Source organism: uncultured Nocardioides sp. (genome assembly GCF_902805925.1).
Taxonomy (GTDB): Bacteria; Actinomycetota; Actinomycetes; order Propionibacteriales; family Nocardioidaceae; genus Nocardioides.
Window position 1 is genome coordinate 1 of sequence record NZ_CADCUP010000038.1, and the last position, 11,172, is coordinate 11,172.

The 11,172-nt window shown below is 72.4% G+C and carries 14 protein-coding genes; 6 read left to right on the plus strand and 8 right to left on the minus strand.

Annotation, left to right across the window (positions count from 1 at the left end; translation table 11 throughout):
• The 3 genes from QZX64_RS02535 to QZX64_RS02545 form a co-directional block, all read left to right on the plus strand.
• On the plus strand, positions 1-199 hold a 199-nt coding region (locus QZX64_RS02535), incomplete at its 5' end, for a GNAT family N-acetyltransferase (protein ID WP_295656694.1).
• Positions 200-209: 10 nt separating this feature from the next.
• Entirely contained in the window at positions 210-1,415 is a 1,206-nt protein-coding gene (locus tag QZX64_RS02540) for an arginine deiminase (RefSeq protein ID WP_295656695.1), read from the plus strand.
• A 130-nt stretch (positions 1,416-1,545) separates the two neighbouring features.
• Positions 1,546-2,505: a superoxide dismutase gene (locus QZX64_RS02545; protein ID WP_295656696.1), complete on the plus strand. Its 960-nt coding sequence runs from the start codon at positions 1,546-1,548 to the stop codon at positions 2,503-2,505.
• 73 nt (positions 2,506-2,578) lie between these two features.
• Here the strand turns inward: QZX64_RS02545 and QZX64_RS02550 are convergent, their stop codons facing one another.
• From QZX64_RS02550 to QZX64_RS02575, 6 genes are all read right to left on the minus strand, one after another.
• Positions 2,579-3,145, minus strand: coding sequence for a thioredoxin domain-containing protein (locus QZX64_RS02550; protein ID WP_295656715.1), 567 nt, complete (start codon positions 3,143-3,145; stop codon positions 2,579-2,581).
• A gap of 325 nt (positions 3,146-3,470) precedes the next feature.
• Entirely contained in the window at positions 3,471-3,608 is a 138-nt protein-coding gene (locus QZX64_RS02555; RefSeq protein WP_295656698.1) for a hypothetical protein, read from the minus strand.
• Positions 3,605-4,399 carry a cation diffusion facilitator family transporter gene (locus QZX64_RS02560; protein WP_295656700.1) on the minus strand — a complete coding sequence of 265 codons (795 nt, stop codon included), beginning with the start codon at positions 4,397-4,399 and terminating at the stop codon, positions 3,605-3,607. The genes QZX64_RS02555 and QZX64_RS02560 overlap by 4 nt, the downstream gene beginning before the upstream one ends.
• Positions 4,399-4,779: a metalloregulator ArsR/SmtB family transcription factor gene (locus tag QZX64_RS02565; protein WP_295656701.1), complete on the minus strand. Its 381-nt coding sequence runs from the start codon at positions 4,777-4,779 to the stop codon at positions 4,399-4,401. The genes QZX64_RS02560 and QZX64_RS02565 overlap by 1 nt, the downstream gene beginning before the upstream one ends.
• Positions 4,780-4,956: 177 nt before the next feature.
• Positions 4,957-5,892: a DUF5926 family protein gene (locus tag QZX64_RS02570; protein ID WP_295656702.1), complete on the minus strand. Its 936-nt coding sequence runs from the start codon at positions 5,890-5,892 to the stop codon at positions 4,957-4,959.
• A gap of 10 nt (positions 5,893-5,902) precedes the next feature.
• The gene (locus QZX64_RS02575; RefSeq protein WP_295656704.1) at positions 5,903-6,682 is read right to left on the minus strand and encodes a glycerophosphodiester phosphodiesterase family protein; all 780 of its coding nucleotides are present in this window, start codon (positions 6,680-6,682) and stop codon (positions 5,903-5,905) included.
• A 127-nt stretch (positions 6,683-6,809) separates the two neighbouring features.
• Between QZX64_RS02575 and QZX64_RS02580 the strand changes: the two genes are divergently transcribed.
• Entirely contained in the window at positions 6,810-7,706 is an 897-nt protein-coding gene (locus tag QZX64_RS02580; RefSeq protein ID WP_295656706.1) for a phosphotransferase family protein, read from the plus strand.
• Positions 7,707-7,727: 21 nt separating this feature from the next.
• Here the strand turns inward: QZX64_RS02580 and QZX64_RS02585 are convergent, their stop codons facing one another.
• Both QZX64_RS02585 and QZX64_RS02590 read right to left on the minus strand, forming a co-directional pair.
• Entirely contained in the window at positions 7,728-8,012 is a 285-nt protein-coding gene (locus QZX64_RS02585) for a GNAT family N-acetyltransferase (RefSeq protein WP_295656707.1), read from the minus strand.
• Positions 8,009-10,033 (minus strand): MMPL family transporter, encoded by a 2,025-nt coding sequence (locus QZX64_RS02590; protein WP_295656709.1) that lies wholly within the window; start codon positions 10,031-10,033, stop codon positions 8,009-8,011. The genes QZX64_RS02585 and QZX64_RS02590 overlap by 4 nt, the downstream gene beginning before the upstream one ends.
• Positions 10,034-10,095: 62 nt before the next feature.
• On the opposite strand from QZX64_RS02590, the gene QZX64_RS02595 reads away from it, so the two are divergent.
• Entirely contained in the window at positions 10,096-10,572 is a 477-nt protein-coding gene (locus tag QZX64_RS02595; RefSeq protein WP_295656711.1) for a MarR family winged helix-turn-helix transcriptional regulator, read from the plus strand.
• 104 nt (positions 10,573-10,676) lie between these two features.
• Positions 10,677-11,172, plus strand: a 496-nt coding sequence (locus tag QZX64_RS02600; protein WP_295656713.1) for a PAS domain-containing protein, incomplete at its 3' end; no start/stop codon positions are given.

Here is an 11,172-nt window from a genome sequence, read left to right on the forward strand (position 1 = left end):
CGCGCTCCTCGACGCCCGCAACCACCGCTCGGCCGCGCTGTGCGAGCGGCTGGGCATGCGGCGCGAGGCGCACAAGATCCGCGACTTCTGGTCCAAGGGCGAGTGGACCGACTCCTTCGAGTACGCCGTGCTCGCCGAGGAGTGGCGGGCACGTTCGCACGCAGGCGCCGAGTGGCCCCCGCCGGAGCGCGGCAACTAGGCTCCGGCGCATGGTCCACCCCCACGGTGCCGACAGCGAGGTCGGCGTGCTGCAGACGGTCATGCTCCACCGCCCCGGACCCGAGCTCAAGCGGCTGACACCTCGCAACAACGACAAGCTGCTCTTCGACGGCATCCCGTGGGTCAGCCGCGCGCAGGACGAGCACGACGCCTTCGCGCAGGCGCTGCGGGACCGTGGGGTCGAGGTGCTCTACCTGACGGACCTGCTCATCGAGACGCTCGCCGGCGAGCACGCCCGCGACGTGGCGATCGGGGGCGTGACCAACACGCTGCACCTCGGCGACACCATGGCGCAGTACCTCCTCGGGTTCATGCACGAGCTCTCCCCCGAGGAGCTCGCCCACGTGCTGACCGCGGGTCTGCGCAACGACGAGGTCCGCGGCGGTCACGGCCTGGTCACCAGCCTCCTCGCCGACGACGACTTCCTCATCGACCCGCTGCCCAACCTGCTCTTCACCCGCGACTCCAGCGTCTGGATCGGCGAGCGGGTGGCGATCACCAGCCTCGCGATGCCGGCCCGCCGCCGCGAGACCCAGCTGACCGAGCTGATCTACACCGAGCACCCGCGCTTCGCCGGCACCCCCTCGATCCACGGCTGGCACCACGAGAGCGTCGAGGGCGGCGACGTGCTGCTGCTGGGTCCCGGCGTGATCGCCGTCGGCGTCGGCGAGCGCACCACGCCGGCCGGCGCCGAGCGCCTGGCACGGGGTGTCTTCGAGGCCGGCCTGGCGCACACCGTGCTCGCCGTGCCGATCGCGCAGGAGCGCGCCACGATGCACCTCGACACCGTGTGCACGATGGTCGACAGCGACAAGATCGTGATGTACCCGAACGTCGCCGACTCCCTCCAGGCGTACGCCGTCACGCAGGGCGCGCCGGGCGAGCTGCTCGTGGCCGGCGGGGAGCCGTTCCTGGTGGCCGCCGCCAAGGCGATGGAGATCGACACGCTGCACCAGATCGACACCGGCCTCGACCCGGTGACCGCCGAGCGCGAGCAGTGGGACGACGGCAACAACACGCTCGCGCTGGCGCCGCGGGTGGCCGTGGCCTACGAGCGCAACGACGAGACCAACGACCGCCTCGAGCACGCCGGCATCGAGGTCGTGCGCATCGCCGGCTCGGAGCTCGGGTCGGGACGTGGTGGTCCGCGCTGCATGAGCTGCCCGATCTCTCGCGCGCCGCTGCCGACGACCTGAGAGGCCCACGCACCACAATGGCGTCTGGGACGGGGGGCTCCTGCGCAGCCGTGGCGGGGTCAGTGACCCCTGACCGCAGGTGGGGTTGCGGGAGTACGTTCGAGGTCCGCTCTCCCAGGAGGTAGCACCGATGCTCCGTACGACCAACCGGCGACTCGCCACCACCCTGCTCCCCGCACTGCTGACCGGCGTGCTCGCCGGCGCCCTGCTCGTGCCGACGGCCACCGCGGGCGAGGCCCGGCCGAAGCCGACCAAGCCCTTCCCGAGCCGCATCGAGCTGCCCGACGGCTTCCAGCCCGAGGGCATCGCCATCGGGGGCGGCCCGACGGCGTACCTCGGCTCGCTGGCCGACGGCGACATCTACCAGGCGTCGCTGCGTACGGGCCGCGGCCGCGTGATCAGCGAGGGCGACGGCTCGCCGGCCGCCGGACTCGCCCTCGACCGGCGTGGCCGGCTCTTCGCGGCAGGTGGCGACTCGGGTACCGCCAAGGTGGTGAACACCCGCACAGGTGCGGTGGTGGCCGACTGGACGTTCAGCGCCGAGGGCAGCTTCGTCAACGACGTGGTGCTGACCAGGCGCCACGCCTACTTCACCGACTCCTCGAAGCCGGTTCTCTACCGGGTCGCGCTGGGCCGCAGGGGTGCCCCCGCCGACGACTTCACCGTCGTCCCGCTCACCGGCGCGTGGGTGCAGCCGGCGGGCTTCGGCGCCAACGGCATCGAGACCACGCCCCGCGGGCGCAGGCTGATCGTCGTCAACTCCACCGAGGGCGCGCTCTACCGGGTCGGCCCGTTCACCGGCGTGGCGAGGAAGGTCGACCTCGGCGGGTACGCGGTCACCAACGGCGACGGGCTGCTGCGCCGCGGCCGCACGCTGTACGTCGTGCAGAACCGCCTCAACACGGTGGCCGTGATCCGGCTCGACCGGAGTGGCACGTCCGGCACCCTGCGGCGCACCATCAGCTCCGACGACTTCGACGTGCCGACGACCGTGGCCCGCTTCGGTCGGTCGCTCTACCTGCCGAACGCCCGTTTCGGGACCGAGCCGACTGCGACGACCGACTACTGGGTGACGCGGGTCCACCGCTAGGGGTCCGCCCCGTTGCTGGAACGTTCGTACAACGCCCGTTGTACGAACGTTCCAGCAACCAGTGACACCACCATCACCAGTCAGAACCAGCGGTGGCTGCCGGCGCTCCAAGCCCGGGCCGAACCGGCTCACCGCCTTCGCCACCTGCTCCGGAAGCGGCTGTGTCCGGTAGCGCCGCGGGGGGCTGGAGCTCGCTCGGGAGATTCAGCCGACCAGCGTGCTCCAGTAGTCCCAGAACCTGTGCGTGATGAGAGCGACGACGGCCAGGTAGGCGACGGTGAGATGACGGCGTGGTTGCGCGCCATCGACTGTGTGACGGCGCTGTCGCGCAGTGATGCGCCGAGGTGGCCCTGGGGTGAGGTTGGTCAGGGTGACGTACCAGAACGTTGGCATGACGACTGCCCATACGACCATGCGTCGGTTCGGAGGAGCGGGGCTGCAGCTGTTCGCCGTTGACGAAGAAGGTGGGGGTCCCTTGGACGCCGAGGGCTTGCCCGTCCTCGACGTCCTTGGTGATCCGGTCGAGGGTGGCGGGGTCGTCGTAGTCGGCCTCGACTGGTCCATGTCGAGGCCGGGCGCCCTGCTGGGCAGCGGCCTCCACCGCGCGGGCGGCACGTTCGGCGTCGAAGTGGCCCGGCATCGGGAAGTAGCGGGCAACGAACGTCACCCCGCCCCTCGTACTCCCTGCGGAGCTCCTCCACCGCCGGATAGGCGGCGAGGCAGCTTTCGCACTCGAAGTCGAGGAACTCCACGAACGTCACCTCGGTGTCGGCCTTCTCGCCCAAGATGTGTGGCTGTCGGAGCGGATCAGCTGGGACTCGCCGGCCGCGACCGGCTCCTCCGGTTCGTCCGAGAACGCCTGCAAGGCGAGGAGGCCGATGAGGACGAGGGCAGAAGCGCCGATGATGGCGACAGACCGCTTGGCGCCTGGGTGCTCATGTTCGCTTCCTGAGGAAGGTGCGAGGTCAGGCTGGGACGTCGGTGCGTTCGGTGTCGTCGACGCCGATGCGCCAGCTGGTGCCCATCTCAGTCTGGGTGAGTACCGTTGCCGCCACCCCGACCGCAAGGTGGAGCGCGTGGAGGACGAGCGCCGCGACGATCACTGCTCCCCACCTCCGAGGCCACCGATCTGGAACACCTCAACGTCGTTCACGGGGGTCGAGCCGCCGCCCTTGGGTGTGCAGCAACCATCGGAGCACCCGCCGTCGGAGCACCCGCACGCCTCGTCGCTGTCCTCGTGTCCGTGGCCGGTCGCGCCGATGGGGCCGCAGCAGCTTTCCCCGCGCCATGCTTCGCGGCCCTCCTTGACCGCGACGGCAGCGATGATGAGCCCGACGATGGGGTCGGCCCACGACCATCCGAGGGTGGCGTTGAGAACGAGGCCTACCAGCAGGACAGCGGACAGGTAGGTGCAGAGAAGGGTCTGGGTCGAGTCGGCGACGACGGCGTTGGAGCCGAGCGCCCTGCCGGTACGGCGTTGCGCCCAGGACAGGAACGGCATGATGGCCAGCGACGCTGCCGCCAACCCGATGCCGACGGGTGAGGCGTCTGGGTTGTGGTCACTGAGCAACGCTCGGACGGACTCGAACGTGACGTAGGCCGCCAACGCGAAGAACGAGAGCGCCATCAGTCGCAGCGCCTGCTTCTCTCGCGTCTCAGGGAGAGGGTGGCGGAACTGCCACAAGATGATGAGCCCTGACGACACCTCGACGATGGAGTCGAGCCCGAAGCCGATGAGCGCCACCGACCCGGCGACGAGTCCGGCAGTGATGGCGATGACGGCTTCGATGGCGTTGTAGGCGACCGACGTTCCGGCGAGGAGCTGTGCTCGCTTGCCGAGCCTTGCCCGGTCTTCGACGGTCAAGGTCGAAGCGTGAGTGTGGTTGGTGGTCATCAGAGGTTCTCGAGGGTGGCGGTGCCGTAGCTGGGGCACAGGGCTACGGCGTCGCCGGTCGCTTCGAGGAGCCGTTCGGCTGCTACCCACAGGTCCATCAGCGCTTCGGCGTGGTTCAGCGAGTAGACGGTTGCCCGGCCTTCTGGGCGGGCGGCGACCAGCCCGCAGTCCCGGAGACACTGCAGGTGCTTCGACACGGTCGACTGGGCGAGGCCGAGGTGTGCGGTGAGGTCCACGACCCGGTGCTCGCCGAGGGCGAGGTGCCGCAGGATGGCGATGCGGGACGGGTCGGCGAAGCCGTGGAACAGGCATGCGGCAGCGGTCAATCCGTCGGTGGGCCGCACCCCGGCGTCAGCGCCACCCGTCTTTGTCATCGTCATCTGACGATGATAAGGGCATGGTCCGCGCAGCAGGCATGAAAGAGCCCGGCCGCTGTTGACGGGGGAAACAACAACGACCGGGCCTTGCCGAAAACCTACGCCGCGACCCCGGCCCGGGCAACCGGCACGCCGGAGATCCGCACCACAAATCTCGCCTCGAGCCGACGCGGCGTCCGCTCAGCGGAGCGTCACCTGACGGTTCGCGAGCCCGGCGCGCGCCGAGCGCTGCTCGGTGGTGAGGTCCGAGCTGTCGGCGAGGGCGTCGTCCAGCGCCGCGCCGAACGCCGCCGCCGGCTCCTCGAGCGCCTCGGCGCCCGTGCCGAGCGGCAGGTCCCACACCGGGGTGAGCAGCCCGTGGGCACGGAACATGCCGACCAGCCGGGAGTCCTCGACGAGACGGTCCTGGCCGGCCGCGTGCAGGCGGGCGAGGGCGTCGAGCAGGGCGTCCTCGGGGTGCGGCATGACCCAGCGCAGGTGCTCCTTGGTGCTGACGTCGGTCCAGTACGCCGCCTCGACGCCGCGCAGCCGCGCGGTCGGGGACGCGGCGCCGTTGGCCTGCTCCAGGGCGGCCTGCATGGCGGAGTCAGGGTCGTCCACGTCGTCGATCCAGTAGCCGAAGCCGTCGTGCACGGTCACCTCGAGCGACTGGTCGGCGAGGAGGTCCTGCAGGCGCGGCCCCTCGCCCGGGGCCGAGGTGAGGCCGACGATGCCGGGCTCCTGGGTGCCCAGCGCCTTCTCGAGCACCGCCGCGAGGTCGCGGGCCGGGTCGCCGTACTGGTGCTGGACCTGGAGGCCGAGCCACACCTCGCCGGACGCGCGCACCATCGCGGGGGCGGCCATCGGCAGCAGGCTGGCGAGCCGGACGGTGCGACCTCCGTCCCTCAGCGTGAGCGGCGCGGTCGCGGCCGGCACCAGCTCGCGCAGCGCGATGACGTCGCACTCGCCGGGCATGCCCTGGAACGGCCGGCGGACGTACGCCGCGGCGGCGCCGTCGGCCGAGCCGTGGCAGGCCTTGTAGCGCTTGCCGGACCCGCACGGGCACGGCTGGCGGGGGCCGACCTCGCCGGGAGCGGTCGCGGTGGGTTGGGAGCGGGTGCGGGACTTCTTCGCCATGCGGGCGAACCTATCTGTCGAGCAGCTCCAGCATGTAGGCCGGGCGGTCGCTGATGACGGCTCGCACCCCGAGGTCCTGGCACAGGCGCAGGTCGTCGGCGGTGTTGACGGTCCACACGTGCACCGGCCGCTTGTTCCTGGCCATCCTGGCCGCGAAGGACGGGTTCTCCCGCAGCGCGCCCATGCCCGGCCCCAGGATCCAGTCGTCGCCCACCACGGGCTTGAGCGCCGGCCAGTGGTGGCTCTTGTCGATGAGCATCACGACGTCCATCCCGGGCGCGAGCCGGCGGGTGCGCTGCAGGGCGCGGTAGGAGAAGCTCATCACCCGCGCGGGCGAGCCGGCGCGGTCCCAGCCGAAGTCGCGCAGCATCTCCACGAGCCGCCGCTCGACGAGGCCGCCGTACCGCACCGGGTGCTTGGTCTCGATCGCCACCTCCACGCGCCGGTCGAAGTCGGCCACGGTCTCGAGCAGCGTGCGCAGGGTGAGCACCTTGTCGAGGCGCTCGTCGCGGTCGGGCGCCTCGTCGTCGAAGTCGGCGAAGGGGTTCTTCCACGAGGCGAAGTCGAGCTCGTCGAGGTCGGCGAGGCGCATCGTGGAGACGACGCCCTTGCTCGCCGCCGTGCGCCGCAGGTCGCGGTCGTGCACGCAGATCAGGTGGCCGTCGGCGGTGAGCCTGACGTCGCACTCGAGGGCGTCCGCGCCGACCTCGAGCGCACGCAGGTAGGCACCGAGGGTGTGCTCGGGGTTGTCGTGGCTCGCGCCCCGATGCGCCACGACCTGCGGCCTCATGCAAGGCAGCATGTCATGCGCTTCCGGGCGTCGGGAGACCCCACGCGGCCAGCGCGGAGATCGCGGCGACAGGGCCCGCGGCCGGCACTACAGTTCGCGCCATGCGGACTCTCGGGCACGCCCCGGCATGAGGGAGGCACCGGTCGGTGTCGCCCCCGCCGACGTCCTGGCCGCGGTGAGGCGGCACTGGCTCCCCGGAGCCGTGGCGGTGACGCACCTGCCGGTCGGCTTCGGTGCACACCACTGGCGCGCCGACGGCCCGGGCGGCCCGGCGCTCTTCGTCACCCTCGACTCCCTCGGCGCGCGGCACGACCTGGCCGGCCTGCGGGCGGCGTACTCCTCGGCCGCGGCGCTGGCCGAGCGCCTCGACTTCGTCGTCGCACCCCTCGTGCCGTACGTCGTGGCGTTCGGCGCGGGCGCGCTCAGCGCGACGCCGTGGCTGCCCGGCCCGGCGGTCGGCGACGGCCCCCTCACCGACCTGGAGGGCGACGCGGTGGTGCTCGGGCGGCTGCACGAGGCGGCTGCCCCCGCCGGGACACCGGTGTGGAGGCCCCTGGTCCCCGCCGACCTCGCCGACCGGCTGCGCGATCGGCTCGCCGTGCCGTGGGACACCGGCCCCCACGGCCCGACCGCCCGCGAGGCGCTGCTCCGCCACCTCGACGACGTCGCCCGGTGGACCCGTGACTACCACCGCCTCGCCGAGGAGGCGCGCACGCGCCGCTGGGTGCCGACGCACGGCGAGCCGCACACCCGCAACCAGGTGCGGCTGCCCGACGGCCGCGCCGTGCTCGTCGACTGGGAGTCGCTCAAGGTGGCGCCACGCGAGCGCGACCTGCGTGGGTTCGTCGATGCCGGCCGCGCCGACCTGGTCGACCCGCACCCCCCGATGGTCGAGCTGTTCGACCTGGAGTGGCGGCTCGACGAGGTCGACCAGTACGCCGCGTGGTTCGCCGCGCCGCACACCGGCACGGCCAGCGACGAGGTCGCGGTGAGCGGCCTGCTGGCGGAGCTCGAACGCCCCTGAGGCCCGTGGTGTGCTACCGGACTAGGTCACCAGGTCGGCGTAGTCGGGGTGCTTGTCGATCCACCCCTTGATGAAGGAGCACTGGGGCCGGACGGCGCGGGTGCCGTCGGCACGCACCTCGTCGAGAGCCGACCTCGCCAGCGCGCTCCCCACGCCCTGGCCCTCGAACCGGTCCTCGACCACGGTGTGGGTGAAGGTGATGCGGCCCTCGGCGAGCTCGTAGGCGGCGAAGCCGGCCACCTCGTCCTCGACCACGGCCTCGTAGCGGTGCTGCTCGGGGTTGTTGCGCACGTTGACGTCGCTCATGCCCCGATCCTGCCACGGCGGTCCAGCTGCCGGGGCCACCAGAAGCGGTCGCCCATGCGCACCGCGATGGCCGGGACGAGCACCGTGCGGACCAGCAGCGTGTCGAGCAGGACGCCCACGCAGATGACCACGCCGAGCTGGGCCAGCACGACCAACGGCAGCACCCCGAGGACGGCGAAGACCGCCGCCAGCAGGATGCCCGCACTGGTGATCACACCACCCGTCGCCGTCAGCGCGCGGAGCATGCCCTGGCGGGTGCCGTGCTCCCCCGCCTCCTCCGCGGCCCGGGTGACCAGGAAGATGTTGTAGTCGACGCCGAGCGCCACGAGGAACAGGAACGCCAGCAGCGGCACGCCCACGTCGAGCCGGTCGAAGCCGAACACCTGGGTGAACAGCCACCACGAGGCGCCCAGGCTGGCGAAGTACGTCGCGACGACCGTGCCGACCAGGATCAGCGGCGCCACCACGGAGCGCAGCAGCCCGACGAGCACCAGCACCACGAGCGCGAGGATCAGCGGGATGACGACGAGCCGGTCGCGGGCGCTGGCGTCGGCGGCGTCCATCTCCGCGGCCTCCGTGCCGCCGACCCAGGTCTCGCCGAGCCCGCCGGTGGCGTCGCGCAGCCGCTCGATGGTCGCCCCGGACTCTGCGCTCCCGGCGGCGGAGGAGAGGACGACGTCGAGCTGGGCCAGCCCGTCGCCCTCGGCGCCGGGGCGCACGGACTCCACCCCGTCGACGCCCTCGACGACCTGCTGCACCTGCGCCGCGTCGGCCCGGGTGAGCACCACGGTGGGGTCGGTGTAGCCGGCCGGGAACGACTCGGCGAGCCGCTCGCCGGCCGCGATCGACTCCGGCTTCTCCAGGAACTGGTCGGCCTGGCGCAGCCCGGTCGAGATCTGGGTGACGCCGACCGCCAGCAGCGCCAGGACCACCAGCGCGCCCAGGACGGCGCCGGTCGGCCGGCGGTCGACGGCGTTGCCGACCCGACGCCACACCGAGCGGGACTCCACCAGCGTCGGCTGGCCGACCCGGGGCACCAGCGGCCAGAAGATCCAGCGGCCGAAGACCAGCAGTGCGCAGGGCAGGACGACGAGCGCGGCGACGGCGGCGATCACGACGCCGACGGCGCAGGCCACGCCGAGGCCGCGGGTGGTCGGGAAGGAGGACAGCAGCAGCGTCAGCAGCGCCACGACCACGGTCGTGGAGCTGGAGACGACGGCCTCCGCCGTGCCGCGCCAGGCGCGCCGCATGGCGTGGAAGCGGTCGGCGTGCTGCTTGAGCTCGTCGCGGTAGCGGGAGATGAGCAGCAGCGCGTAGTCGGTGCCGGCGCCGAAGACGAGCACCGAGAGGATGCCGACGGTCGACTCGTCCCACGCGATGTCGACCAGCGCGAGCGTCTGGGTGGCCATGGCAGCGGCGACGCGGTCGGCCACGCCGACCACCGTGAGCGGGACCAGCCACAGGAGCGGGCTGCGGTAGGTGATGAGCAGCAGGAGCGCCACGACGGTGGCGGTGGCCAGCAGCAGGCTGACGTCGGCGCCGTCGAAGACCGCGGCGAGGTCGGCCTCGATGGCCGCCGGCCCGGTCACCTCGGCGCTGACCCCGTCGGGGACCCCCTCGGCGAGGGCGTCGCGGATCGAGCCGACGCGGTCGGCCACGGCGGTGGCGCCCTGCTCCTCGATGGTGACCAGGCCGAACGCCGCGGTGCCGTCCTGGCTCGGGACCAGCTCGCCCTGCACACCCACCTCGTCGGCGAGCGCCTGCAGCGACCGGAGCCCGTCGGCAGGGAGCCCGTCGTCGGAGGTGAAGAGCAGCACCGCCGCCGAGCTGTCCCCCTGCGGCAGCTGGGCCTGGAGCTGCGTCACCACCGTGCTGTCGGCATCCACCGGCAGCGCGTCGGTCGGCTGGGGCTCCAGGGTCGCCTCGCCGATGAGGGCGAGCGCCGCGAACGCCCCGGCGACGGCCACCGCGAGCACGAGCCAGATCGTGAGGCGGCGGTTCCTGGTCGGCGTACTGTCCATGGCTGCGGGCTCCGGTTACTCTAGGTGTCTGTCAGTTGGTTACTAACTAGATTGCTAAGTTGATGAATGATCCTACAGGTTCCGCCGAGGCGCAAGCCGGTTCCTCCCCCGAGGAGGCGCTGCGCACGCCCACGCTGACGGCGCTGCGCGAGCTGCTCCAGCTCTCGGCCCACGTGGGGCCGACCATCGCCCGGCGTGCGGGGCTCAGCGAGAGCGAGCTCGACGCGCTGGAGCTGCTGACCCGATCGCCGGTGGGACCGGCCGACATCGCCCGGCACCTCGGCGTGACGACCGCCGCGTCGTCCGGCATCGTCGACCGGCTCGTCTCCCGAGGGCACGTCGTACGCCGCCCGCACGCCTCCGACGGACGGCGTACCGAGGTGCTGATCACCGACTCCGGGCGCGCCGAGGTGATCGGCCACCTGATGCCGATGTTCACGGCCCTGCTCGCGCTGGACCGGTCGCTCTCGCCGGCCGACGCCGAGGTGGTCGAGGCCTACCTCCGGGGAGCGATCGACGCGCTCCGCCGGGTGCTCTGAGACAGCGCGCTCCCCGGCCCTGCGGTCGAGGGCGCAGCGTTTGAGGCCGCCGGTGCCGGGGCACCGAGCACGGATCGACGTTCGGACGACAGCTGGGAGAGCCCGTGCACGAGACCCCGGACGCCTTCGGTGACGTGGGGGCCGCCCTCGCCGGCTTCGAGCACCTGCCCTCGATGACGATCGTCCTGCAGGGCCCGGAGCTGACGGTCACCGCCGCCAACGCGGCCATGCGCGCGGGCTTCGCCCGGGACCAGCTGATGGGAGTGCCGTTGCGGGAGGCCTTCCCCGAGGCCGCGGGTCAGCGCGCCTACGAGATCTACGAGCGCGCCTACGAGACCGGGGAGCCGCTGGAGCACCACGAGTTCAGGTTCGAGGTGGGGCGCGGCACGCCCGAGGTGGTGGAGGTCTTCCTCGACTTCTCGATCGCGCCGTTCCGCGACGCCGACGGCCTCGTGGACGGCCTGGTGTGCGAGATCAAGGACGCCACCGAGCGGGTGCGCGTCCGCCGCGCGGCGGAGGACCGTGCGGCTCGCGCCGAGACGCAGTACGCCGAGGTGGTCGACCTGGTGCGCACCTTGCAGGACACCATGCTCCCCGGTG